Origin of the sequence: Bradyrhizobium jicamae (assembly GCF_018130695.1) — a bacterium.
Classification (GTDB): domain Bacteria; phylum Pseudomonadota; class Alphaproteobacteria; order Rhizobiales; family Xanthobacteraceae; genus Bradyrhizobium; species Bradyrhizobium jicamae_B.
Genome location: NZ_JAFCJX010000003.1, coordinates 152,093 through 174,782 on the forward strand (window position 1 = coordinate 152,093; position 22,690 = coordinate 174,782).

General features: G+C 62.0%; 26 protein-coding genes. 16 read left to right on the forward strand and 10 right to left on the reverse strand.

Going from position 1 to position 22,690, the window contains the following annotated elements; genetic code table 11:
• Positions 1-10: 10 nt before the first annotated feature.
• On the reverse strand, positions 11-235 hold the full coding sequence (locus JQ604_RS05920; RefSeq protein ID WP_212354255.1) for a hypothetical protein: 225 nt from the start codon (positions 233-235) through the stop codon (positions 11-13).
• Between the two features lie 125 nt (positions 236-360).
• On the opposite strand from JQ604_RS05920, the gene JQ604_RS05925 reads away from it, so the two are divergent.
• From JQ604_RS05925 to JQ604_RS05935, 3 genes are all read left to right on the forward strand, one after another.
• Complete coding sequence (locus JQ604_RS05925) at positions 361-858, forward strand: hypothetical protein (protein ID WP_212354257.1); 498 nt, start codon at positions 361-363, stop codon at positions 856-858.
• Positions 859-908: 50 nt separating this feature from the next.
• A complete protein-coding gene (locus tag JQ604_RS05930) occupies positions 909-1,982 on the forward strand; it encodes a helix-turn-helix domain-containing protein (RefSeq protein ID WP_212354258.1) in 1,074 nt (357 codons plus the stop codon).
• Positions 1,983-2,106: 124 nt separating this feature from the next.
• On the forward strand, positions 2,107-3,483 hold the full coding sequence (locus JQ604_RS05935) for a serine hydrolase domain-containing protein (protein WP_212354260.1): 1,377 nt from the start codon (positions 2,107-2,109) through the stop codon (positions 3,481-3,483).
• 9 nt (positions 3,484-3,492) lie between these two features.
• Here JQ604_RS05935 and JQ604_RS05940 read toward each other — a convergent pair whose 3' ends face one another.
• The 3 genes from JQ604_RS05940 to JQ604_RS05950 are packed head-to-tail and all read right to left on the reverse strand — an operon-like array spanning position 3,493 to position 6,268.
• Positions 3,493-4,380, reverse strand: coding sequence for an SMP-30/gluconolactonase/LRE family protein (locus tag JQ604_RS05940; protein ID WP_212354263.1), 888 nt, complete (start codon positions 4,378-4,380; stop codon positions 3,493-3,495).
• Entirely contained in the window at positions 4,377-5,549 is a 1,173-nt protein-coding gene (locus JQ604_RS05945) for a M24 family metallopeptidase (protein ID WP_212354265.1), read from the reverse strand. Before JQ604_RS05945 ends, JQ604_RS05940 begins: the two co-directional genes overlap by 4 nt.
• Positions 5,550-5,599: 50 nt before the next feature.
• Positions 5,600-6,268, reverse strand: a complete 669-nt coding sequence (locus JQ604_RS05950; protein WP_212354267.1) for a GntR family transcriptional regulator — start codon at positions 6,266-6,268, stop codon at positions 5,600-5,602.
• Positions 6,269-6,494: 226 nt separating this feature from the next.
• Here JQ604_RS05950 and JQ604_RS05955 point away from each other — a divergent pair, with 226 nt between their 5' ends.
• The 12 genes from JQ604_RS05955 (at position 6,495) to JQ604_RS06010 (ending at position 17,616) form a co-directional block, all read left to right on the forward strand.
• Complete coding sequence (locus JQ604_RS05955) at positions 6,495-7,514, forward strand: TRAP transporter substrate-binding protein (RefSeq protein ID WP_212354270.1); 1,020 nt, start codon at positions 6,495-6,497, stop codon at positions 7,512-7,514.
• A 72-nt stretch (positions 7,515-7,586) separates the two neighbouring features.
• Positions 7,587-8,096, forward strand: a complete 510-nt coding sequence (locus tag JQ604_RS05960; RefSeq protein ID WP_212354272.1) for a TRAP transporter small permease — start codon at positions 7,587-7,589, stop codon at positions 8,094-8,096.
• 46 nt (positions 8,097-8,142) lie between these two features.
• Positions 8,143-9,423: a TRAP transporter large permease subunit gene (locus JQ604_RS05965; protein ID WP_212354274.1), complete on the forward strand. Its 1,281-nt coding sequence runs from the start codon at positions 8,143-8,145 to the stop codon at positions 9,421-9,423.
• A 17-nt stretch (positions 9,424-9,440) separates the two neighbouring features.
• Complete coding sequence (locus JQ604_RS05970) at positions 9,441-9,938, forward strand: type II 3-dehydroquinate dehydratase (protein ID WP_212354277.1); 498 nt, start codon at positions 9,441-9,443, stop codon at positions 9,936-9,938.
• 10 nt (positions 9,939-9,948) lie between these two features.
• Positions 9,949-10,605 (forward strand): hypothetical protein, encoded by a 657-nt coding sequence (locus tag JQ604_RS05975; RefSeq protein WP_212354279.1) that lies wholly within the window; start codon positions 9,949-9,951, stop codon positions 10,603-10,605.
• A gap of 245 nt (positions 10,606-10,850) precedes the next feature.
• Positions 10,851-11,804 (forward strand): sugar-binding protein, encoded by a 954-nt coding sequence (locus JQ604_RS05980; protein WP_212354281.1) that lies wholly within the window; start codon positions 10,851-10,853, stop codon positions 11,802-11,804.
• A gap of 14 nt (positions 11,805-11,818) precedes the next feature.
• Positions 11,819-13,318: a sugar ABC transporter ATP-binding protein gene (locus JQ604_RS05985; protein ID WP_212354283.1), complete on the forward strand. Its 1,500-nt coding sequence runs from the start codon at positions 11,819-11,821 to the stop codon at positions 13,316-13,318.
• A 12-nt stretch (positions 13,319-13,330) separates the two neighbouring features.
• Positions 13,331-14,308, forward strand: a complete 978-nt coding sequence (locus JQ604_RS05990; RefSeq protein WP_212354285.1) for an ABC transporter permease — start codon at positions 13,331-13,333, stop codon at positions 14,306-14,308.
• A gap of 206 nt (positions 14,309-14,514) precedes the next feature.
• Complete coding sequence (locus JQ604_RS05995) at positions 14,515-15,354, forward strand: hypothetical protein (RefSeq protein ID WP_212354287.1); 840 nt, start codon at positions 14,515-14,517, stop codon at positions 15,352-15,354.
• A gap of 38 nt (positions 15,355-15,392) precedes the next feature.
• A complete protein-coding gene (locus JQ604_RS06000; protein WP_212354289.1) occupies positions 15,393-15,614 on the forward strand; it encodes a hypothetical protein in 222 nt (73 codons plus the stop codon).
• A 25-nt stretch (positions 15,615-15,639) separates the two neighbouring features.
• Entirely contained in the window at positions 15,640-16,056 is a 417-nt protein-coding gene (locus JQ604_RS06005; protein ID WP_249158047.1) for a hypothetical protein, read from the forward strand.
• Between the two features lie 240 nt (positions 16,057-16,296).
• Positions 16,297-17,616: a site-specific integrase gene (locus JQ604_RS06010; protein WP_212354291.1), complete on the forward strand. Its 1,320-nt coding sequence runs from the start codon at positions 16,297-16,299 to the stop codon at positions 17,614-17,616.
• Here the strand turns inward: JQ604_RS06010 and JQ604_RS06015 are convergent.
• The 4 genes from JQ604_RS06015 to JQ604_RS06030 all read right to left on the reverse strand — a co-directional run bounded on the left by JQ604_RS06015 (position 17,613) and on the right by JQ604_RS06030 (position 20,080).
• Complete coding sequence (locus tag JQ604_RS06015; protein ID WP_212354293.1) at positions 17,613-18,122, reverse strand: hypothetical protein; 510 nt, start codon at positions 18,120-18,122, stop codon at positions 17,613-17,615. The genes JQ604_RS06010 and JQ604_RS06015 overlap by 4 nt on opposite strands.
• A gap of 140 nt (positions 18,123-18,262) precedes the next feature.
• Positions 18,263-18,880, reverse strand: a complete 618-nt coding sequence (locus tag JQ604_RS06020; RefSeq protein ID WP_212354302.1) for an RES family NAD+ phosphorylase — start codon at positions 18,878-18,880, stop codon at positions 18,263-18,265.
• Complete coding sequence (locus JQ604_RS06025; protein WP_212354304.1) at positions 18,880-19,344, reverse strand: MbcA/ParS/Xre antitoxin family protein; 465 nt, start codon at positions 19,342-19,344, stop codon at positions 18,880-18,882. Before JQ604_RS06025 ends, JQ604_RS06020 begins: the two co-directional genes overlap by 1 nt.
• A gap of 22 nt (positions 19,345-19,366) precedes the next feature.
• Positions 19,367-20,080 carry a hypothetical protein gene (locus JQ604_RS06030; protein ID WP_212354306.1) on the reverse strand — a complete coding sequence of 238 codons (714 nt, stop codon included), beginning with the start codon at positions 20,078-20,080 and terminating at the stop codon, positions 19,367-19,369.
• A gap of 122 nt (positions 20,081-20,202) precedes the next feature.
• On the opposite strand from JQ604_RS06030, the gene JQ604_RS06035 reads away from it, so the two are divergent.
• Complete coding sequence (locus tag JQ604_RS06035) at positions 20,203-20,907, forward strand: recombinase family protein (protein ID WP_212354308.1); 705 nt, start codon at positions 20,203-20,205, stop codon at positions 20,905-20,907.
• On the opposite strand, the gene JQ604_RS06040 is transcribed toward JQ604_RS06035, so the two are convergent.
• Entirely contained in the window at positions 20,904-21,188 is a 285-nt protein-coding gene (locus tag JQ604_RS06040) for a hypothetical protein (RefSeq protein ID WP_212354310.1), read from the reverse strand. The genes JQ604_RS06035 and JQ604_RS06040 overlap by 4 nt on opposite strands.
• 498 nt (positions 21,189-21,686) lie before the next feature.
• Positions 21,687-22,397 carry a transposase gene (locus JQ604_RS42105; RefSeq protein WP_433996228.1) on the reverse strand — a complete coding sequence of 237 codons (711 nt, stop codon included), beginning with the start codon at positions 22,395-22,397 and terminating at the stop codon, positions 21,687-21,689.
• Positions 22,398-22,690: the final 293 nt, after the last annotated feature.

Consider the following 22,690-nt stretch of genomic DNA (forward strand, 5'->3'; position numbering starts at 1 on the left):
AGCTTCCGGGCTACGAGACCTCCGATTGCTGATCCTGCCGAACCGGCGGCTTGCGGCGCTTGTTGATTTTCATGCACTGGTTGATAAAGGCGAGCGTCATGACGAAGCCGACGATGATGCCGGCGGCGACATAACCTGCCGCGAACAGCGCCGTGCAGGCCATCCAGCCCACAAACAGCAGCACGGTCCATAGCAGCACGAAGCGAAAGGTGGTTTTTCCAGTCGGGGTGCTCATCACGCTCTCCGGCGGCGGAGTATATGTGGGTCGTGCGCGCAACGCGAACCCTCACGGACGGTCGAGCCTTGCGGGTTCCCTTAGGAGATGATCAGCTTCGCGCGGGAACACGCTGGAGGCTGACGATGATACGAATTTTCTGGGCGACGCTGCTGCTCGCCGGTTTCATGAGTGGGTCGGCGCTCGCGCAGGCCACGGCCAAGGTCGGCGACTGGACGGTCGAGAAGCGCGAGAAGGACGATCACTGCAACGCGAGCCGCGATTACACCGACAAGGACGACGAGAACCGCAACTATGTCGTCGTGGTGAGCTATTCCAAGGACATCATCGTCGTCGCGATCATCTATGACGGCTGGGAATGGGAGAAGGTCGGCGAGATCCTCAAAGCCGACGTCGGCACCGACGACAAGGACCTCCTGAAAAAGGCCAAGTGGGAGGTCATGGACAAGACCGCCGTGCGCGGCGCCTTCCCGTTCGATCAATCGCTGCTGGACGGGCTGTCGAAGGCCAAGCGGCTGACGCTCGATTTCGAGGATGACGATGATGACAGCGTCGAGGTCCAGGTCTCGCGCATGGGCGAAGCGCTGGCGGCGCTGAAGTTTTGCGAGGAGAACCGGAAGTAAAGGCGAAGTCGTTTCGCCGCCGCGCGTGAGGCCGCCGTACCGTGAACCCGATGTCGTTCAGGGCTGTCGAGCTTGGCGTCCACGGCGCGGCGTGCGGATTGTTCCTGCTGCTCGCGGGCCTTGCCTGGCGCGACCGGCGCCAGACCAAGGGCGGGCTGTTGACGGCGGCGCTGATGGTCAGCACCGCCGCATCCATCATCAACTCGGTGCCAGGATTCCAACAGGCGGGCGTGCTCTGGCGCGCGCCCATGCTGGGGCTATCGGCCGGCGGCCCGGCCGTGTTCTGGCTGTGGGCGCGGGTGGTGTTCGACGATGATTTCGTGCCCAGGGCGCGGCATGCGGTGCCGTGGATGCTGCTCGTCGTCGGCATCTGGCTGAGCGCCTATGGTGACGGCATCCGGGAAGGGGTGGCACATGCCGCCGAGCGCCCGGTGCAGCTTGCGGCGATGTTGTTCGCCATACTCGCCGTCGCCCAGACCACAGCGACCTGGCGGAACGATCTGGTGCAGGGCCGGCGGCGTCTGCGTGTCGTGATCCTGCTCGCCGCCGTGCTCTTCATTGTCGTCAATACGATCTATGACATCGGCGGGTTTGCGGTGACGCCGGCCGTGATCGACACGATCAGGGCGACCGCCCAGATCGCGCTCGCGGTGCTGACGGCCTGGGCCATGCTGCAGGTGGCGCCGGTCGGCCCCGCTGCCGCGATGCTGCCGCCCGCGCGGGACGAGGCTGCGCTCGCCGTGGAGCCGAAGGCCTTGCCGCAGGGCGTCAACCCCGTGCTGCTGAAGCGGCTTGCGCAGGTGATGACGGAGGAGCGCATCTTCCGCCAGGAGCGGCTGACCATCGGCGCGCTGGCGTCGCGGCTCGCGGTTCCGGAGGAGCGGCTGCGGCGGGCCATCAACGAGGGGCTCGGCTATCGCAACTTCAACGCCTTCATCAACCACTACCGGCTCGAGGATGCCAAATCCGCGCTGTCGGACCCGAGCCAGAACGACGTGCCGGTGCTGACCATCGCGATGGATGCCGGCTTCCAGTCACTCGGCCCCTTCAACCGCGCCTTCAAGGCCGACACCGGCATGACGCCGACCGAGTACCGGCGGAAGGCGCTGGGCACCGCCGATTGAAGCCTTTTTCGGGGCAGACCGAAGATTCGGCTAGCCGAAGCCAGGAGTTCGGCGAGCCAAAGCGGGCGCTTCGGCTGCAATGTCGGGCGACGCAGCGCCTGCTGCCTGACGCCGGAGAGCACGAATGACCACGCACAAGGATCGACCGACTTATCGACGGAGACGTTTGCTGGAACTGTCCGCTGCGCTGACGCTGCTGGTGTCGGTGGCGGGGCCGGCGGCCGCCGATGATCTCGCCCAAGTGGCCGATCCGGCGGCGATCGGCTTCTCGGCCACGGGCCTGGCGCGGATCGCGCCGTCATATCAGGCACGCTTCGACTCCTTCCAGAAGGACATCGTGCCCGGCGCCGTCGTTGCCGTGGCCAAGGGCGGCAAGCTTGCTTATCTGCAACCGATCGGCTTTCAGGACCGCGCCAGGACGGTTCCGATGAAACCGGACTCGATCTTCTGGATCGCCTCGATGACGAAGCCGGTGACCAGCGTCGCAGCCATGATCCTGGTCGATGACGGCAAGCTCGAGCTCGACGCGCCGGTCGCAAAATATCTGCCCGAGATCGCCAACATGCGGGTCGCCTCCGAGACGGCGACCCCGGCCACGATGGCGGACCAACTCGAACCGCAGAAGCGCCCGATGACGGTTCGCGACCTGCTGCGCCATACCTCCGGCATCGCCTATCCCGAAATGGATTTTGCGTTTCCGGCTGATGGCGGCGCCGATGCCGACCAGAAGGCGCGGGTTGAGCATCTCCATATGCGTTACGCCTGGCTGGACGCGACCACGTGGCGGCGGGACAACACGATCGGGAATTTCGTATCCGCACTGTCGCTTCTGCCGCTCGCCCATCAGCCCGGCGAGGCCCATGAATATGGCTGGAGTGCCGACGTGCTCGGGCGCGTGATCGAGGTGGCCTCCGGCCAGCCCCTCGACCAGTTCCTGCAAAGCCGTCTGTTCACGCCGCTGCACATGGTCGACACCGGCTTCGACGTGCCGAAGGACAAGCTCGACCGCCTTGTTAACTCTCCGATGCCGCAACGGCCGCGGGTCTGGGACTTCACCAAACCCACCAAACTGTTCTCCGGTGGCGGCGGCCTCGTCTCCACCGCGCCCGATTATCTCCGCTTCTGCCAGATGCTGCTGAATGGCGGCGAACTCGATGGTGTGCGCGTGCTGTCGCAGCAGTCGGTGACGGCGATGACGACGAACGCGCTACCGCCGGATGTCAAGATCTACGGAGGAGACGAAGTCAGCGCCCGTGCGGGCACCACTTTCGGACTCGGCTTTGCCATCACAACCAATCCTGCGGGGAGCTGGATAGGCCGATCGCCCGGCAGCTTCGGCTGGGCCGGACACTGGGGCACTTATTTCTGGATTGATCCGACCGAGAAGCTGATCGGCATCCAGATGATCCAGGCCACGCCAGGCAGCAAGGCGCGCGCATCGATGCGGGCCGCAGGCATCCATCGTCTGGTCTACGGCGCATTGTCGCCCGGGTCGGAATAAGGCCGGCCGCTAGAGCGACATCGCGAAGCGATGTTCGGGCAGGCCCTGCGCGAGGCCGTGAATAGCGAGAACATGGCCTGCCTGGGGCTCGCTGCGCAGCTGCTCGTCGCTCAGGAATTTCCGCGCTGACGTGATGAACAGCGTCGTGAGATCGCGGCCTCCGAAGCAGACGCAGGTTGGATTGGTCACGGGCAGGTGGATGACCGTGTCGATCCGGCCGTCCGGGCGGTAGCGCACCACGCGGCGGCCGGAGAAGAACGCCTGCCAGATGCCGCCATCGACATCGACGCAGGCGCCGTCCGGCCGCTCGCCGGTGGCGCGATAGTCGGCAAACAGCCTTCGATTGGAGATGGCGCCGTCGTCGAGATCGAAATCGAATTGCCAGGTGCAGTAGCGCCGCGTGTCGGTGAAATAGAGCGTGCGGTTGTCGGGCGCAAACGCAATGCCGTTGGTGACGATGACGTCGCTGAACAGGCGCGTCACCTCGCCATCGCCGGTGACGCGATACAGCGCGCCGTTCGGCCGGTGCAGCTGATTGTCCATCGTGCCGATCCACAGCCGGCCCCGTGCATCGATGCGCCCGTCATTGAGGCGATTGTCGATCTCGCGTTCGACGTCGCAGATGTGGCGCACCGGGTCCTGGTGATGAAGGCCGAGGTCCAGCGCCAGCAGATGCGAGCCGGCGGATGTCAGGGCCTGGCTGCCGAGGAATTGGCCCTCGTGGGAATATGTCCGGTGCGCGCCGGTCGCGGGATCGAAGGACTGATGCAGCCGTCGATCGACATCGATCCACCACAGCTTCCGTGACCGGTCGCACCACAACGGCGTTTCGCCGAGCGCATCTTTGGCCGCAACGGCGGTCTCGACCTTGTCGGCAGGGATCGTGGCGATGCTCATTCGGGTATCTGATTCCAGCCGCGGGCGTGGTCGCCGAACGCGTCATATCCATTGGCAGTAACGGCGATCGTATCCTCGAGCTTGATGAAGCCGCGCTGCTTGTGGGGCAGGGTGGTCTCGATCGAGATCACCATGCCGGCCTCCAGCGAATGATCGGCGTCGTCGGCAGGATAGGGGATCGGACCATCAGCGGTCAGGCGCGGCGCCTCGTGGCTGACGATGCCCATGCCGTGGGCGACGAAATGCATCTGCTCGCGGTGTGGCGACCGTGCGAGCGCATCGCGCGCCGCCGTGTAGATGTCGCGGCCGAGCAGGCCGGCCTTGATCGGCGCCCGCGCTGCTTGTTGGACCCGATCGATCTCGCCGAGCAGATCGACCAGCTCCTGGTCGGGCGCGCCGTGCACGGCCATGCGGCAGAGATCGCCGATGTACCCGCGAAAATTGCCGCCGGAGTCGAGCGACACGACGTCACCGCGTTTCAGCCGCTGATCAGACGGGGCGCGATTGAAGCTCGTGCCCAATGTCACCAGCGCATATTCGAAGACCATGTCGCGGGAGAGTTCGGCCTGGCGCAGATGGCCGATGATCTCGCGCTTGCTCTGCCCAAGCCGCGTCAGCTTGACGGTATCCAGCATGGAATCGACGACGCGCTCGGAGGCTTCGCGGAGGATATCGAGCTCAGCGGGGCTCTTGATGGCGCGCAGTTTTTCGAGCGGACGCATCGCCTCCACGATCGGACAATCGCCAAGGCTCGCGCGCAGTGCGTCCGCCGCATCGGCGGGCAGGAACGACATCTCGACGCCGATACGGAGCGGGGAGGTCGCGACGGCCTTCACATGCTTCAGCGCCAGCGCCATCGCCTCGACGGAGGTGGACGACCCGAACAAGACTTGCGGCATCCAGTGTCCGGCGTCGATCCTGTTCTGGACGCTGTCGCGCTCGTTGCGGTTGGCGATGTAGGCGGATTTGTCGAGCGCGCCCTTCACATAGACGACGATTGGCAAGTAACGGCTGATGCCGATCGCCTCCATGTAATCGAACTGGAAGTGATAGTAGCCGCCGAGCAGGTACTGGATGTTATGCCGGGAAGTGACGAGCAGGACGTCGATGCCGGCCGCATCGAGCAAGCCGTCGAGCCTCGCCATGGAGAATGGACTATTGGGATGCATCGGCGATCCGTGGCGGCCTGCGCCGCTTCTTGTTTGACGTCCGTCCGGCGTTAAGCCGGTGACCCCTCTTTCCACGACGAGAGGGCGAAGGCGACGCAGTTGTTGATGTGGTCGGTCAGCACCGCCCTCGCGGTCTCGATGTCGCGCTTCAGCGCGCAGTCCAGCAGCGCCTTGTGCTGGTTGATGGTCTCGGTGCCGCGGTAGCGCAGCGCGTAGCGGAAATATTTGTCGAACACGACGGAGTGGGTCTGCATCAGCTCGCGCGAGCCGCAGCTCGAGATCAGCGCCTGGTGGAATTCGCCGTCATAGCGCTTGCGCAGCTCCGGATCGTCGCCGGCGGCGGCGATGGTGCGCTCGGTCGCCGCCAGCTTGTGATGGGCGGAGACGACGCGGCCTTCCCATTCCATATCGCCGGCGCGAAACGACTCGGCCATCGCGTGATGCTCAAGCAGGATGCGAAGGTCGGCGAGCTCGCGCAGGTTCTGGATCGATACGGGGGCGACCTCGAAGCCGCGCTGGCCTTCGGCCACCACAAATCCCTCGGACGCCAGGCGATTGAGGATCTCGCGCAGCGTCGAGATGCTGACGCCGTAGTCCTCCTTCATCGCGTCGAGCTTGAGCCGTCCCGACGGCGTCAGCACGCCGAAGATGATGTCGGAGCGAATCCGTTGATAGCCGCTGTCGCCCGCCGACAGGGGCCGTCCCTCCAGGAACGTCATGCCTTCAAATCCCGCTTTGCCGGATGCGCCGCCCATCGGCGGGGCTGAACCCTCAATGTTGCCAGCACTATAGCAGAGTCGACGCATCCTATGTCTACATGAATCTCATATGAAAACAATATCATCATTTGACATGATAATAAACGTATGATTTCAGATTGACCTGAAGGCGTGGAAAGCAAGGGCTTAAGCCCCGTTCGCGCCGCGGGCATTCAGGGAGGTCAAAATGAGCTTGTTGGTACGGGCGCTGTCGGCGACGGCGATCTGCGTTGCGCTGACAGTGGGGGCATCCGCCGCCGACGACATTCAGGAGCGGACGATCAGGTGGGGACACCTGAACAATACCGATCACCCCGTCAGCATGGGCGTGCAGAAGTTCGCCGAGATCCTGCTTAGGAAGAGCGGGGGCAAGATGAAGATCCGCGAGTTCGCGGCCTCGCAGCTCGGCAACGAGCTGCAGCAGCAATCGGCGCTGCGCGGCGGCACCCAGGAAATGCTGTCGGCCTCGACGACGTCGCTTGCGACCGTCGTGCCGGAGTTCGGGCTGCTCGACTTCCCCTTCATCGTGAACACGGTCGAGCAGGCCGATGCGCTCGGCACCGGCGCGTTTGGCAAGGCGATGATCGACACGCTGCCGTCAAAGGGACTGATCGGCCTCGGCTACTGGGGCCTCGGCTTCCGCAACGTCACCAACAGCACCCGTCCCATCACCAAGCTCGAGGATTTCAGCGGGCTCAAGCTGCGCGTGATCCCGAACCCGGTTTACCTCGAGACCTTCGGCTCATTCAAAGCCAACCCGGTGCCGATGGCGTTCGGCGAGCTATATTCGGCGCTGGAGACGCGCACCGTCGACGGCGAAGAGAATCCGTTCACGGTGATCCTCTCCAACAAGTTCTACGAGGTGCAGAAATACGTCTCGGCCACCAACCACACCTTCACGCTGAACATCATCCTCGTCAGCAAGGCGTTCTGGGACAAGCTGTCGCCGACCGAGCAGCGCCTGATGCGCGAGGCCTATGAGGAGAGCCGCGGCTACCAGAAGGAGCAGACCAAGGCTCAGACCGAGAAGGCGCTGACGGAATTGCAGGCCAAGGGCATGCAGTACAACACGGTCGCGCCGGAAGAGCTCGACCGCATGCGCAAGACCGCGCAGCCGGTGGTCGACAAGATCTCCGCCAACCTCAAGCCGGAGGCGGTGAAGCTTTTCAACTCGGAGCTCGAGCGCGTCCGCAAGGACGTGAAGTAATCGACCGAACATGCAGGCGGCAGAGCCGGCCGCGTGGCCGGCTCTCGGATTCCCTTTGCCCGGATGTTACCCATGGCGCGAGCTCTCGATCTCTATTGTGCGTTCCTGAAGGCCGTCATCGCCGCCTGTCTGGTGGTGATGGTGGTGCTGGTGTTCGGCAACGTCGTCCTGCGCTACGGCTTCAACTCCGGCATCACGATCTCGGAGGAACTGTCGCGCTGGCTGCTGGTCTGGCTGACCTTTCTCGGTGCCATCGTCGCGATGCGCGAGCACGCCCATCTCGGCGTCGATACGCTGGTGCGGATGCTGCCGGCCATGGGCAAGCGCGTCTGTTTCGTCATCAATTACGGCCTGATGCTGTTTGCCGACTGGCTGCTGCTCACGGGCAGCTGGCGCCAGACCATGATCAACATCGACGATCGCGCGCCGGCCACCGGCCTGTCGATGGCGATCTTCTACGCGGTCGGCGTGATCTTCGCCGTCTCGACCGGGATCATCCTGCTCTACGACCTCACCCGGGTGATCACCGGGCAGGCCAGCGAGGAAGACATGGTCGCAGTACGGGAGTCGGAGGAGCAGTGATGTCCTCTCGTCGCAACCGCTCCCTCCGAGCCAGCGGGTTCACCTCATGACGATCGCGGTCTTCACCTTTTCGCTGCTGGGTGCGATGGCGCTGGGCATGCCGATCGCGTTTGCGCTGCTGATCTGCGGCGTAGCGCTGATGAGCACGATCGACATGTTCGATTCCCAGATCGTGGCGCAGAACGTCATCAACGGCGCGGACAGCTTTCCGCTGATGGCGATTCCCTTCTTCATGCTCGCCGGCGAGATCATGAACAAGGGTGGCCTCGCCAAGCGCATCGTCAACGTTGCGCTGGTGGCGGTCGGGCATTTCCGCGGCGGGCTCGGCTATGTGACGATCCTGGCCGCCTGCATCCTGTCGTCGCTGTCGGGATCGGCCGCTGCAGACGCCGCAGCGCTTGCCGCGCTGCTGGTGCCGATGATGGTGGCGGCCGGCCACAAGAAGACCTACGCGGCCGGACTTGTCGCCGCCGGCGGCGTCATCGGTCCCGTGATTCCGCCGAGCATCGGCTTTGTCGTGTTCGGCGTCGCTGCCAACGTCTCGATCTCAAAGCTGTTTCTCGCCGGCATCTTTCCCGGCCTGCTGCTCGGACTGGGCCTCTGCATCGCCTGGTGGTGGGTGGTGCGCGCGGAAGATCTGACGCCGCCGCCGCGCGCCTCTTTCCGTGAGGTCGCTCACGCCATCATGGACGGCTTCTGGGCGCTGATGCTGCCGGGGATCATCATCGTGGGCCTGCGCTTCGGCATCTTCACGCCGACCGAGGCGGGCGTGGTCGTAGCGGTCTATTCGCTGTTTGTCGCGACCTGCATCTATCGCGAGCTGAAATGGTCGGAGCTCTACGCCGTCATCGTGTCATCGGCGGTGACGACCAGCGTCGTGATGTTCCTGGTCGCGGCCGCGCTGGTGTCGTCCTGGCTGATCACGGTCTCCGAGATCTCGATGCAGGTCGTCGATCTCCTCAAACCCTTCATGGGCAACAACACGCTCCTGATGCTGGCGATCATGGTCGTCGTCGTGATCGTGGGCACGGCGCTCGACATGACGCCGACCATCCTGATCCTGACGCCGATCCTGATGCCGATCGTCAAGGCCGCCGGCATCGACCCCGTCTATTTCGGCGTGCTGTTCATCATCAACAATTCGATCGGCCTGATCACGCCGCCGGTCGGCATCGTGCTCAACGTCGTCTGCGGCGTCTCCAGGATCAGCATGGAGGACGTCATCAAGGGCGTCTGGCCCTTCATGATCGCGCAGCTGGTCGTGCTATTCGTGATGGTGCTATTCCCGGGGCTCGTGACGATCCCGGCGAAATGGTTCGGCGGCTAGAACAGGGAAGGACGCACATGACAATCCGGATCATGATCCTCAACGGACCCAATCTGAATTTCCTGGGGATCCGCGAGCCCCACATCTACGGCGCGACGACCTTGCAGGAGATCGAGGCGAGCTGCCAGGCGCTTGCCGATTATCTGGGCATCTCGATCTCGTTCCACCAGTCGAACATGGAGGGTGAGCTGGTCAATCTGATCCAGTCGGCGCATGGGGGCAAGGCCGACGCGATCATCATGAACCCGGCGGCCTATTCCTTCACCTCGATCGCGCTGATCGATGCGCTGAAGATCTTTGAGGGTCCGAAGATCGAGGTGCATATCTCGAACATCCATGCGCGGGACGAACTGCACCGACACTCCATCACATCGAGCGCCTGTACGGCTGTGATCTGCGGCCTCGGTCCTTATGGCTACCTCGCGGCGATGCTGGCGGCCGTGCAGCGACTCGGAAAATTGCCTGACACGGTTCCAGCGGCCCTGCACGGGCTCGCGACCAGCGGCAAGGCGTAAGGAGATCAGGATGCGCGGCACGGGATTTCTCGCGATCTGGAGCGACGTCGAGGCTGACGATCTCGTCGATTACCGGCACTGGCTCACCCGTGAGCACACGACCGAGCGGGTGACGACCAGGGGGTTTCTGGCCTCGCGGGTGTTCCGCGCTGCACGGGACGACATCAACCGCTTCTTTATTCTCTATGAGCTGGAAACGCCGGAGGTGCTCGATGGTCCGGCCTACATGGCGCGGCTCAATGCGCCGTCGCCATGGTCGCAGCGCATCATGCCGAAGCTTGGCAATTTCATCCGGGGCGGCGGCGTCATGGTGGCCCGCGGCGGACGCGGCGAGGGGGCGACCGTGATGGCCTTGCGGGTCGAGAAAATGCCGGCCGATCCCGCGCGGCTGGTCCAGGCGCTGGTTGCGTGCGACGGCGTTGCCGCAGTGCAAATCGGCGCGACCGATGCGGCCCGCACCTCCGTCCAGACGACGGAAAAGGGCATGCGGAAAAATGAGGGGTTTTTTGAGGGGTTGCTGATCATCGAAGCGCTCGACCTGGCGTCGGCGCAAAATGCGTTGTGGAAGGCGGAAGAGATCGCGCCGGACGTGCTCCGCAGGGCCAGCGATCCCGAAATCTATCTGGGCATGTTCGCGCTCGATGCGCGCATTGCCGACTTCGGTTGACCTGGAACTGTTTCTGATTGTGTTGACCGGCGGTGACGCGACGCCGGGCGGTTGAGCAGTTGCAAAAACTCGCTTTCGGTTGCACGCGTGAATCTTTCTGATAGCCTGTCGTCGGGCGCATTTTTTTCATCCCTTGCGAAACTCAGGCAGATGCTGCGTCTTCGCGAGCGCGGACAAGAATTGCGTTCTGCATGACGACAAGAGCTGGCCCTTAAGATGGCCAGCCACATTCAGGGAGAGAATAGATGCAGCGCCTCTTGGTTGCGGGTGTTTCGGCTGCGTTGGCGATGGCGCTCGGGATGAGCGCTGCGAACGCCGCGGACAAGAAAGTCCTGGCCTTCGTCGTCAACGGCGCGTCCGACTTCTGGAAGATTGCGGAAGCCGGCGTGAAGAAGGCGCAGGGCGAGCTTCCGAAATACGATTTGCAGTTCAAATATCCGGAACAGGCTGCCGCTGCTGTGCAGCAGCGCGTGATGGAGGATCTGGTCGCGGCGGGCGCCGCCGGCATCATGGTCAGCTCCGTCGACCCGAAGAACCAGACCGCGCAACTCGACAAGGTCGCTTCGCAGACGGTGCTGTTCACCACCGATAGCGACGCCCCGCAGTCGAAGCGGGTCGCCTATATCGGCTCGTCCAACGTCGATCTCGGCAAGGACGCGGGCAAGTTGATGCTCAAGGCGCTGCCGAACGGCGGCAAGTGCGTCGGCTTCGTTGGCCTGCCCGGCGCCGACAATGCGCGCGAGCGCATCGAAGGCGTCAAGGAGACCATCAAGGGCTCCAAGGTCGAGCTGGTCGACGTCCGCGGCGACGAGATCGACCAGACCCGCGCCAAGCGCAATGTCGAGGACATCCTCGCTGCGATGCCCGACGTCAGCTGCCTGGTCGGCTTCTACTCCTACAACACGCCGCGCATTTATGAAGTGCTGAAGGAGGCCGGCAAGCTCAACAAGATCCAGATCATCGGCTTCGACGAGGATCCGATCACGCTCGGCGGCGTCAAGGAAGGCTCGATCGCCGGCACCGTCGTGCAGCAGCCGTTCGAGTGGGGCTATCAGGGCATGAAGCTGATGGCCAAATACATCGAGGGCGACAAGTCGGGCATTCCGCCGAAGGGCATCATCATCGTTCCCGGCAAGGTCATCGACAAGTCGAATGTCGACGACTTCATGGCCTCGATGAAGGCGATGCTGAAGAAGTAAAGGCTCAGCGCGGCGTGCCTGGGCCGTTCCTCGAACTATCAGATATCCGCAAGGAGTATCCCGGCGTGGTCGCACTCGACCACGTCGGGCTGTCTGTTTCGCCCGGCGAGGTGATTGCGCTGATCGGCGAGAACGGCGCCGGCAAGTCGACGCTGATGCGCGTGCTCGGCGGCGTGGTCGAGCCGAGCGGCGGGGTCATCAAGGTCGATGGCACCGAACGCACATCGCTGACGGTGGCGGACGCGATCAAGGCCGGCATCGCCTTCGTGCATCAGGAACTCAATCTCTTCGACAATCTCGACGTCGCCGGCAACGTCTATATCGGCCGCGAGCCGGTCTATGGCGGGCCGCTGAAGCTGATCGACCGCAAACAGATGTATGCCTGGATGCGGCCGCTGCTGGAGCGGCTCGGCGCCGATTTCGAACCCGATGCGTCGCTGGCCGAGCTGTCGCTGGCGCAGCGTCAGCTCGTGGAGATCATGAAGGCGCTATCGCTCGATGCGCGCCTCGTGATCATGGACGAGCCGACCTCGAGCCTGACCCTGACCGAGACCGACCGCCTGATGCGGGTGATCGCCGGCCTCAAGGCCGAGGGCGTCAGCATCATCTTCATCACCCACCGTCTCAACGAGGTGATGCAATGCGCCGACCGCGCGGTGGTGCTGCGCGACGGCCGCATGGTCGGTGCGCTCAGCCGTGCCGAACTGTCGCCAGGTGCGATGATCAAGCTGATGATCGGGCGCGACCTCAAATCGCTCTACGTGCCGCCGGCCGCGCCACCCGGCGACGGCGTGCTCGACATCGTCGAAGCCGTCACCGATACCTATCCGGATCGCGCGGTGAGTTTGACGGTACGTCGGGGCGAAATCCTTGGTCTCGCCGGATTGGTCGGCTCCGGCCGCACCGAGTTGGCACGCGCCATCTTCGGCGTCGATTCCTTGCGCGGCGGTGCCATCAAGCTCAACGGCGTGCCGATCCAGGTGGCGACGCCGCGCGCAGCGATCGAGCACGGCATCTATCTTGTCCCCGAGGACCGCAAGAGCTCGGGGCTGCTGCTCGACGGCTCGATCGCGGAAAACATTTCGCTGCCGGATCTCGCGTCTTACTTGCGCTTCTTTCTGGTCGACAGGGCCCGTGAGACCAAGAACGCGCACCATCAGCGCGAACGGTTGAAGATCAGGACGCCTGATGTGACGACGACCGTCGGCTCATTGTCCGGCGGCAACCAGCAGAAGGTCGTGCTCGCCAAATGGCTCTCGATGCGGCCGAAGGTGCTGATCTTCGACGAGCCCACGCGGGGCATCGACGTCGGCGCCAAGCAGGAGATCTACGACATGCTGCGCGGCCTCGCGGACGCCGGCGTCGCGATCCTGATGATCTCGAGCGACATGGAAGAGGTGATCGGCGTCAGCGACCGCATCGCCGTGATGCATGAGGGCGCGATCTCGGGCTTCCTTGATCGCAGCCAGTTCAGCGAGCACAATGTGCTCGAGCTGGCGGTTGGACATACTTGAAGTGAGGGGACCTTGCACAAGAAAGACCTGAGCCTGCTGGTCCTGATTCTCGTGGTCGGCACCGTCGTCGCCTTGATCAACCCGCGCTTCCTGCTGGTCGGCAACCTCTCCAATACGCTGAACCAGGTCGGGCTGTTCGGCATCTTCTCGATCGCGGAAGCGTTTGTGATCATCATCGGCGGCATCGAGCTGTCGGTCGGCTCGGTGATCGCGTTGCTCGGCGTGCTCTTCATCGACCTCATCGTCAATCACGACGTCAACTGGGTGCTGGCCTTTGCCATCATTATCGCGGCCGGGCTCGTGATTGGCCTCGTGCACGGCACGCTGGTGACGCGGATGAAGATCCAGCCCTTCGTCGTGACGCTGTGCGGGCTTCTGATCTACCGCGGCGCCGCGCGCTACTACACCGAGGATTCCACCGCCGGCTTCGGCTTCGGCGCGAGCTTCCCGACACTGGAATGGCTGACCGCGGGCCGCACCAACGTGCTGGGCTTTCCGCTGCCGCACAGCGTGGTGGCGCTGGTCGTGGTCGCCGCGATCGCCTGGGTCGTGCTGCACCGTTCGGTGTTCGGCCGCTATCTCTACGCCGTCGGCAAGAACGAGGAGGCGGCGCGCTATTCCGGTATCCGTGCCAACCGCGTGATGATCTCCGCCTACATCATCTGCGGCGGGCTGACGGCGTTCTCGGCGATCCTGATCGCGATGTACACAAGATCGATCTCGCCGGCCGTGCACGGCTCGTTCTACGAGCTCTACGCCATCGCCGCCGCCGTGCTCGGCGGCTGCTCGCTGCGCGGCGGCGAGGGCTCGATCGTCGGCGTCGTGCTCGGCACCGTGCTGCTGCAGGTGCTGCAGAACCTCGTCAATCTCTTGGGCATTCCGAGCTCGCTCAACTTCGCGGTGATGGGCACCGTGATCCTGATCGGCGTGCTAGCCGATCAGTACATCTCCCAGCGCGGCCGGCACGGGGCGGCGAAGGGGCGCGTTTAGGCGAAGCGTGCACTCGCCTTTTCGGGCTGGCCGCGGAACCTGGACGCCTTTCGGGACCTCAGTCCATAGGAACTTTGCGCAAGTCCTCCGATTGTCACGCCGACGATAATTTGGAGGTTTCCATGAACCAGCTCATTTATCTGGTCGGTCTGATCGTGGTCGTTCTGGCGATCCTGTCGTTCTTCGGACTGCGATAGGCCGCCGCCATGGACAACGACAATGTGCCTGCCGGGCGCGTCAGCTTCTATTGGCTGCAATGGAGTCCGGTGTTCGCTGGCGCACTCTTCGCTGCAGCGCTCTCGCTCGTTCTCATCAGTTTTGCTGCCACGATCGGCCTCGGCGTCAGCTCCAGTTCGCCGACCTGGCGTGACGCATCAGCCGCGCTGGCATTATTGTCCGGGCTGTATCTGATCCTGCAAGCGGTGGTGAGCTTCGGCGTCGGCGGCTATATCGCCGGCCGTTCGCAGCGCACGGACGCGGCCCGGCCTGCAGAATTGGTCGAGACCAGCGATGGCCTGCACGGGCTGACCTCGTGGGCGCTGGCTGTGCTGATCGGCGCCATCGTGCTCGCGCTGGTCGGGTGGTCGACGGCGCAACGCCCGGCCAGCGAGCGGCCGTCGTTGAATTCGGCCGAGCCCCTGTTGAGCTATGAGCTGGATCGCCTGTTCCGATCGGCGCGCCGTCCCGCGAATATCGACATTGGCTTACCGCGTGCGGAGGCCGGGCGGATCCTGCTGACCGGCTCTGGCCATAGCGGCGTCAGCACCGATGACCGCAATTATCTGATCCAGCAGGTCGCGGCGATGACCGGCGCGCCCGCGGCCGATGCCGAGAAGCGCGTCGACGTTGCGATCGCGGATTCCAGGACCTCGATCGCGCAGTTGCGCCGCAGCTCGACCATCCTGGCGTTTTCGATCGCCGCCGCCTTGCTGTTCGGTGCTGTTGCCGCGTGGGCAGCGGCTGCCGTCGGCGGCCGGCACCGTGATGGCGCGACAATGCCACATTGGATGGTGCATCGGTCGACCACGGCCGAACCTGTGATCTGAATTTGGAGTGCAACGTCTGACGCATCAAGGAGACAATGATGGCTACGTTCGTGGTGATGGATCATACCGGTGACTCCCGTCAGTATTTCCAGGCGGATGACAGCGAGGCGCTGGCGTTGGCGGAGGCGCGGTTCAAGGAGCTGACCTCGCACGGCTATACGGCCGCGACGAGAACCGGTGCCGGTGAAGCCTTGATCGTGAAGTCGTTCGATCCCACCGCGGAAGAGACGTTGTTCTATCCGCGTTTGGTCGGCGGCTGACGCGCATTCACACGGGTGATCCCTCATGCCGGTTGCCGTGCAACGCGCGATGGATTGGCTGCGTACCGGGCTGCTCCGGATACGCGACCGGTGGCTGAGCCGGGAGGAGGCCGAGAGCAGGGCGCTTGCGCTCTTGCTCTCCTGGCTCTCGCCGGCGCAACGCGCGCAGTTCGGAGCCTTCCGGTATTTCGACGTCACGGGATCCGACACCGGCCGGCACTATCGCATCCGCTACGGCACCGCGACCAACGTCTATGAGCTCGACCAACACGGGCGCATCCACGTCGGCTGGTGTTTCCGGCCCGTCGGTCGCCTGTCGGCCGGAGACGTCATGCTCGCGCAGAAGATCGCGCTCGAGACCGACGAGCCTGGCGCGCTTGCCGTTGCCAACAAATTTCCCGGCGGCCTGCCGCCGCGGTCCAATCAGATTCCATTCGGCTAGGCGCGGCTTGCCGAGATGCGATGAGATTGTGGGCGAAGTCGCCATGTGGCGGTTCAAGTGACGGACGAAGGTTGAAAGCGACGCGGCCGCGGCCCGGCGTGCGGCCACAATGAGACAGGGGCTTTTTCGAGCTGGCTGGGGAACCTGGATACTCAACCAGAATGTCTCGGAAACTCTATAGTGCCTTGTTTATAGATGTTTTTGCCAATAAGTCTAGGTGGGTGACCTAGGTGGGTTGGCATGGACCGGAAGTATCTCGTCAAGCAATACAACACCTACTCGGTAGTGGTGGAGGTCCCCAAGCCTCTCCAGGCCAAGGCGGGTAGAAAACGCTTCAAGAAGTCCCTTGGCACCGACAGTCTTGCCGAAGCGAACAGACGCAAGCACTTCCACGTTGCCAACTTCCACAGGCAGATCGCCGAATGGGCGAAGGGCGGCGGCGACGGTGACGCGAAACTGGCTCGATTGGCAGGAGAGTTCCGGCAGGCGCTCGAAAGCTCCGATAAGCGGTGGCATGAAGACGAGCAGGAGCGCGAGTGGAGCGAGTACGAAGAGGAGCTTGACCGGCTGAAGGCTCAGGCGGGCGAGATACTGAATAGCGACGGCTCGGAGGCCGCAGCGCGGTTCTACAACGCCGCCACGGGTCAAGCCACCTTCCTGAAGGACCAATACCCCCTTTGGCTCGCTGAGGTCCAACACGCTGGCCAAACCAAGGCGCAGCACGAGAGCGCCATCAAGCGGTTCATGGATTGGGGCACCGACAGCGTGACCGTTGAAGAGGTGACCCGAAAGAAGGCGGGAGCCTACGTGACGGACTTGTTGACCGGCTCAGGCTTTGCGCGCGCCACGGCAAGGCGTCACGTATCATCACTCTCGTCTCTTTGGCTTTGGCTCGTGGGACGTGGCGTGGCCCAAGAGAACCCTTGGCGAGGCCAGCAACTCGGCAAGAAGCAGGAACCCGCTGAGCGGAAGGGCCTTCCCAATGAGGCGCTTCTGAAGCTCCTCAAGGGCACCTACAGCACGCCCAAATTCGCCCAAGTGCTCAGCGACCTTCTAAGGCTTGCACTGCTTCACGGGGCTCGTTTAGAGGAATTGTGTGCCCTGAAGCGGTCCGACGTTCACAAGCGCGAAGATGGATATTGGCTGGCCATCACGAGCGGCAAGACGCGCGCCGCCAAGAGGGAGATACCCGTTCACCCGCTGGCCGTGGAAATCATTGAGCGTCGCCGCGACGACAAGGATGAGTACCTGTTCGCTGGCCTTGATCCGGGCGGACCAGACAAGAAGCGCTCTTGGTACATCAGCAAGGCGTATGGCCGCTTCAGGGAGCAAGTCGAAGTCGATGGGGACAAGCAGGACTTCCACGCGCTCCGAAACACCTTCATCACCTGCATGGAGGGGCTTGGCGTGATGGAAAGCACCGTAAAGTTGCTTGTGGGACACAGCCGCAAGGGGAGCATGACCTACGGCCACTACTCCAAGGGTGAGCGCGTGCCCTTACGGGAGGCTATCCAGAAGTTGGATTATGGGGCTGAAGTGATGAAGGCGATTGCCCTCTAGGCTCGTGCCTTTTGGTCGGTTCCGTCAAAGCCGTCTTCAGGCGGACCGAACGCCCTCCTGGCATCAAAGCCTTCGGCCAGCTTGATCACGCGCACAGCATCGGGCCACAGCGATACACCACGCTTCAAGCCTTTCTCCCACGCAGCGATAACACCGGAGATGCGGATCAGGGAGCCGCTGCGGATGGCTACGCATGTCTTGAGGGTGTTGCCCTTGGCATCGAAAAGCTCTGGTCTCTTGCTCGGAGACTTGAAGTTGAAGGCGATGTTGCCTTCCTTCGTTTCCTTCCAAGGCAGATGCACGCCCTTCTTGCCAGCGAAGTAGGCCTCAGCGACACCCTGGATTGTCTCCTGGAAGCGCCACGTGTAGTCCGGTGCGGCAGTCGCTTCGGTCTTATACTTGCCGTCCGCGTATTCACCCATCGTGTCCGGTTCTGAGAGCTTCGGATAGCGAGCGGTCATGACTTCGGTGACGAATGGGACGTACTTGAATTTCTTGTCAGCCATCTTGCGCTTCCCTGCTGAGACTCACCGCTCAGTGAGCATGCTCGCAGGGGACTGCTGACTTCACCTAATGTCGGCTTCTGGCGATTAAGTGCAGCCGTGTTTGATGGGGCTTGAAGCGGTTGGAGCCCTAAGGAAGGCGTTCAAAACTCGATATGCGAGACCGAAGCGCCGTTCCAGTAATATCTCACTCCACCGCCTAGTGACGGGTTTTGAAGAGCGCTCCGCTGGAATACTGGCACGCATGTGCCGCCAGCATCGCGCGCAGAGTATGTGTAGAAGGCATCGATCCCGGTCTGGCGAGCAACGTCCGCAAGGCTCTGGCAGAACGGATATCCACTTTTGTCGGTGCTCGTAAGTTGCGGATGCGCGCCTTCTTGCCCTCGGAGGTCCACGGTCATGCCGTCAAACTGGGCACTGATAAACCGATAGTACTTTGCTGAGGACTGCGCCGTCATTGAGGTGTTTTGATAGTTCTTCACCTCTTCGATGCACGTCTGTCCTTCTAACGCGGCGTAGTAGACACCATAGCCTTCTCTGTTGAATCTCCCTGGCCAAAACCGCTCCCGAACGAAGCTGAAGCGAATGGCGTCGTTTGGATTGACAACGACGCTGCTTCTAACGGCTGCGTCACGAACATCTTCCAGGTCTTCAATACCTACGCCAAACTCAAGCAAGATCGCTTCGAGCGATTCATCGGATAACGAAGCCAAGCGAAGCACTTTGTCGGCGCGGTGCGCTTTGCCCAACTGATCCAGCATCAAAGCGCCCGTTCCCGATCCACCAATTCGCGCACCTGCATCATCCCGACCATTCGGCCTTCGGCCATGTAATCAAGCGGTGACTTATTGCCAATCTCAGGGCGGGGCATCTCTAACCATCGGCGTTCGCTGCTGGTGTTGTTGTTGAACAAAGCGCGCAGGCCAACCGCAATCGCGACCATATAACCAACGCGGTCCTTGACATCCTGAGCACCACGAGCACGACCCGACAATATTTGGCCTCCAGCAAATTCGTCATCAGCGTAGCCTAAGAGCGCTATTTGCTTCGCTGTTCCGATTTGCCATCGCTCGCAAACCTTGATGAAACCGGTTATCACGCCTCGACGAACAGCTTGGTTAGCTGCCTGTGGCCGCGACAGAGCATTGGATGCGGACGGTCCACTATCAACCAATCCCCGCTGTGGCATATATTGGGTAACCGGCATTGCGCCCGCTTCGGGCATCGCGGGTGCCACGGCCCTTGCGCTATTGTCCGGCCTGAGCGGCATTGTCCAACTCCAAATCGATCATGGCGAAACACCTGGCTGTGATGCCTTGGATAACAGCAGCCTTTTCGATGAATGGCAGGTCTGAAGGCAACTTCAGAACGTTCAAGTTAATGGCAACAAAGATAGCCGAAGAAGTTTGGATGCTCGGCTCTGCGGTGACGGTTGCCTCCCAATCGCCCGCCTCAGAAGTTGCGGTGAATTTGACGGCTGGCTTGATCTGCACTGCGGGAGTGGCTGATGAAGCTGGTGTCCTCGGGATTGTGAAACGAGCAAGAAATTCAGTGACCGTCTCGACATTTCCAAGATCACAGTGACTGTAGCTTGCGACGTCCACACGACCCGTTTCGATCTCTGGAAACTCTCGTTTGAAACCGTCGTGTAGCTCGCCCAAAATTGAACGGACCAGCCCTAGCTCGCCCGGATTTGCGCCCGGCACGCTAAAATTCAGGTGATCAGCGTGGAGGGTCACAGTGCTGTTTCCGCCGTACATGCGGTAAGTCAATCGCGCTTCGCCAAGGGACGAAGCTCCATTATTTACGTGAAGCTCTCCTGGCTTGAGGCTGAGCATTTGCCCAAAACGCTCGTGCAACATCGCAAAAAATCGAGGCGCAATTTGCAAGAAGCTGAAGATCGGCTTCTGAAAGTGCCAATCGACGTGCAGGTTCTCTTTCAGGACGTTGTACTTGTACATAACCGATGCTCTCACCCCTACCCAATATAGGCATACCCCGCAGCGATTTAAAAAGGTCTTGCGACTGTATACAAATTGATCTAACGTCCGTTACATCGATTTGTGTTTAGGGGCTTTTGGTCATGGCTGAGGGAAAATTTATCTCCTACCTGCGGGTGTCCCGGGAAAAGCAGGGCAGAAGCGGTCTTGGCCTAGAGGCGCAACGCGCCGCCGTTGAGAGCTATCTGAACGGAGGCCGCTGGTCGGTCCTCGCCGAATACGTAGAGGTCGAGAGCGGCAAGCGTAATGACCGCCCCAAGCTGACCGCCGCTCTGGCGCACGCAAAGGCCATGGGGGCCAAGGTGGTCTTTGCCAAGCTCGACAGGCTCACGAGAGACGTGGACCTTCTAAGGGCTCTGGTGTCGAGCGGCGTTGACCTCGTGTTCTGCGACCTCCCCAGTGTCCCTCCAGGCCCGATGGGGCGCTTCTTGCTCACTCAGATGGCATCGGTAGCGGAGTTGGAAGTCGGCCTCATTGGCGAGCGGACGAAGGCTGCTCTGGCCGCAGCGAAGGCGCGCGGTGTGAAGCTGGGTAATCCGAATGGTGCGAGGGCGCTGCGAGGCAAGCAGACGGGTAACGCTGAAGCCGTTGCCAAGATCAAAGAGAACGCCTCTCAGCGCGCAATGGGCCTTCAGGGCATCGTGGAGGGCATCAAGCGTTCGGGCATCACGAGCGTTCGGGCCATCGCTGAGGAGCTAAACAATCAGGGTGTGCTTTCGCCTCGTGGAGGCGCGTGGCACCCTACAGCGGTGGCAAGGCTGCTCTCGCGTATTTCTGAGGCGGCTTAGCCCGGATCAGGCCAGAAATGGCCATTCAACTGTCGAGCCATTAACGCGGCGACTCGCTCAGGAGCAGCCTTCCACATTTCGTTGAGAAGGCTATCAAAACCGATCTGATCAATACGCAAGGATACATCGGTTACTCCACCGCCTTTCGACGCAAGCTTGAATCGAATGTCTACCTCTGACTTCCTGTCGCCGTACCTTCCAATTGTCACGTCATCCGTTTCATAGTTCCACTGCGATACTGTTTCTCCAGATCGATATACCTCTGCTCGCAAACGCGTCATGGCCCGCCCTCCTGATCGACCAAAGGCGCAATTTCCGAGTTGGCTGAGCAAATGTCTAGGCTGAATGACTGAATTTGAGTGACGTATTCCCCGCTCTGGTCAGGCTGCGCTGGCTGGCTGACGAGACGGCCTTGCGCTGGCGAGACGAGACTGAAGTTCGTGAAGGGTCCTCTAGGGTCCCCCTGGCCGTGGCGTTTTGGAAATCTTTCGATTTAACCGGTTTCAAAAACTCGGAATAAATCCGGCGTTGTTGTTAGATCGAACAGCGATGAGAAAACCGCCCAGGGGCCGGGGCCAGTTTTGGAGAATTGTGGCAGCGGGAGGCAGATTGTGGCGGCGCCGATGGCACTTCGGAAGTGACGCCAGTGGGTTAAGCCATGTCGGGGCCTACCTATACACAGGAGGCGGCCTAGAAGGCACTTCGGAAGCGGCGCCAGCGGGTTAAGCCCGGTGAGGCAACACCTATACACGGGAGGCGCGCGCGCTTCTCATACCCTGTCACCAGCCTAAGTAAGTTGGCCTTGGTGCGCTGGAGTGCTTGGTGCGCCTTCTGCCAATCGACCGCTGCTCGGCAGACTTTTCGGCCTCGTATTTCAGCGTCCTCGACTTGGAATCGGTATGCAGGAGCAAGCTCAATAGGCGCTCCGTGCGCTCACGTAATGGCGACGATGAAGGCGATGACACAAACCCAAGCACTTGATCTGCCGCGTCGCGCGCCTCCTTCACCTTGCTCCAAGCCAACCCTCGCTTCTTGTTCTCTCTCTTCGTTCGCTTCCGCACGTGATCCTGTATGGGCTTGCCAAAGCCGGTCACATGTCCTCTGAAAGCAGCCCCCGCATCGAGTATCGTCCATAGAACGCCGTGGGCGGTCCTGTAATGAACTCCTAAAGCCCTTTGAATGTCAGACGCGGAGACGTACGTGTCACGCTCGTTAGCGCTCAGGAGAGATGCTGCGCGCCACCAACCCGTCAAAGGCACCCGAGAGCCCTGAAGGGCCGTGCGTACGGTGACGCTGAACTGCCTTCGGCAGACCTTGCAGCCATAAAGGCCGGGCCGCTGAACTCCTCCGCCGATCAGAGCCACCTTGTCCGAGCGGCATTTGGGATGAGGACAACGTGGTCCGTTAGGCCACCTCAAGCGCTCAAGCTCCCTTCGCGCACTCTCTTCGTCCTGAAACACTCTATCGATAAGCCCTGAGGAAGGAGCCATGCCGCCGTGTTGTCCCAACTGCCTAATAATTTTCTTCCCGTACAGCTTTGAGCAAACAATGTCAATGACTTAGCATTTTCATTGCGTCCCTACGACCTAGAAAGGCGATTTCCAAGTCATCCCGAAAAGGAGCAGCCAAAACCATCAAGCCTATCCACCACGCCCACGACTACTTCGGCGCTTTCTTCCGTGCCTGCACGAGCGCCAACGAGCTTCAGAAGCTCAACAGCGTCCTTCACACCTGGACCGAAGACGACCTAGCCGACTTCGCCCGCTGGCACTTCGGCACACCC

Excerpts from the sequence above, each read along its gene's own strand:
- JQ604_RS05920 (WP_212354255.1), bottom strand. The coding sequence starts at position 235 with ATGAGCACCCCGACTGGAAAAACCACCTTTCGCTTCGTGCTGCTATGG.
- JQ604_RS05925 (WP_212354257.1), top strand. The coding sequence starts at position 361 with ATGATACGAATTTTCTGGGCGACGCTGCTGCTCGCCGGTTTCATGAGT.
- JQ604_RS05930 (WP_212354258.1), top strand. The coding sequence starts at position 909 with ATGTCGTTCAGGGCTGTCGAGCTTGGCGTCCACGGCGCGGCGTGCGGA.
- JQ604_RS05935 (WP_212354260.1), top strand. The coding sequence starts at position 2,107 with ATGACCACGCACAAGGATCGACCGACTTATCGACGGAGACGTTTGCTG.
- JQ604_RS05940 (WP_212354263.1), bottom strand. The coding sequence starts at position 4,380 with ATGAGCATCGCCACGATCCCTGCCGACAAGGTCGAGACCGCCGTTGCG.
- JQ604_RS05945 (WP_212354265.1), bottom strand. The coding sequence starts at position 5,549 with ATGCATCCCAATAGTCCATTCTCCATGGCGAGGCTCGACGGCTTGCTC.
- JQ604_RS05950 (WP_212354267.1), bottom strand. The coding sequence starts at position 6,268 with ATGACGTTCCTGGAGGGACGGCCCCTGTCGGCGGGCGACAGCGGCTAT.
- JQ604_RS05955 (WP_212354270.1), top strand. The coding sequence starts at position 6,495 with ATGAGCTTGTTGGTACGGGCGCTGTCGGCGACGGCGATCTGCGTTGCG.
- JQ604_RS05960 (WP_212354272.1), top strand. The coding sequence starts at position 7,587 with ATGGCGCGAGCTCTCGATCTCTATTGTGCGTTCCTGAAGGCCGTCATC.
- JQ604_RS05965 (WP_212354274.1), top strand. The coding sequence starts at position 8,143 with ATGACGATCGCGGTCTTCACCTTTTCGCTGCTGGGTGCGATGGCGCTG.
- JQ604_RS05970 (WP_212354277.1), top strand. The coding sequence starts at position 9,441 with ATGACAATCCGGATCATGATCCTCAACGGACCCAATCTGAATTTCCTG.
- JQ604_RS05975 (WP_212354279.1), top strand. The coding sequence starts at position 9,949 with ATGCGCGGCACGGGATTTCTCGCGATCTGGAGCGACGTCGAGGCTGAC.
- JQ604_RS05980 (WP_212354281.1), top strand. The coding sequence starts at position 10,851 with ATGCAGCGCCTCTTGGTTGCGGGTGTTTCGGCTGCGTTGGCGATGGCG.
- JQ604_RS05995 (WP_212354287.1), top strand. The coding sequence starts at position 14,515 with ATGGACAACGACAATGTGCCTGCCGGGCGCGTCAGCTTCTATTGGCTG.
- JQ604_RS06000 (WP_212354289.1), top strand. The coding sequence starts at position 15,393 with ATGGCTACGTTCGTGGTGATGGATCATACCGGTGACTCCCGTCAGTAT.
- JQ604_RS06005 (WP_249158047.1), top strand. The coding sequence starts at position 15,640 with ATGCCGGTTGCCGTGCAACGCGCGATGGATTGGCTGCGTACCGGGCTG.
- JQ604_RS06010 (WP_212354291.1), top strand. The coding sequence starts at position 16,297 with ATGGACCGGAAGTATCTCGTCAAGCAATACAACACCTACTCGGTAGTG.
- JQ604_RS06015 (WP_212354293.1), bottom strand. The coding sequence starts at position 18,122 with ATGGCTGACAAGAAATTCAAGTACGTCCCATTCGTCACCGAAGTCATG.
- JQ604_RS06020 (WP_212354302.1), bottom strand. The coding sequence starts at position 18,880 with ATGCTGGATCAGTTGGGCAAAGCGCACCGCGCCGACAAAGTGCTTCGC.
- JQ604_RS06025 (WP_212354304.1), bottom strand. The coding sequence starts at position 19,344 with ATGCCCGAAGCGGGCGCAATGCCGGTTACCCAATATATGCCACAGCGG.
- JQ604_RS06030 (WP_212354306.1), bottom strand. The coding sequence starts at position 20,080 with ATGTACAAGTACAACGTCCTGAAAGAGAACCTGCACGTCGATTGGCAC.
- JQ604_RS06035 (WP_212354308.1), top strand. The coding sequence starts at position 20,203 with ATGGCTGAGGGAAAATTTATCTCCTACCTGCGGGTGTCCCGGGAAAAG.
- JQ604_RS06040 (WP_212354310.1), bottom strand. The coding sequence starts at position 21,188 with ATGACGCGTTTGCGAGCAGAGGTATATCGATCTGGAGAAACAGTATCG.
- JQ604_RS42105 (WP_433996228.1), bottom strand. The coding sequence starts at position 22,397 with ATGGCTCCTTCCTCAGGGCTTATCGATAGAGTGTTTCAGGACGAAGAG.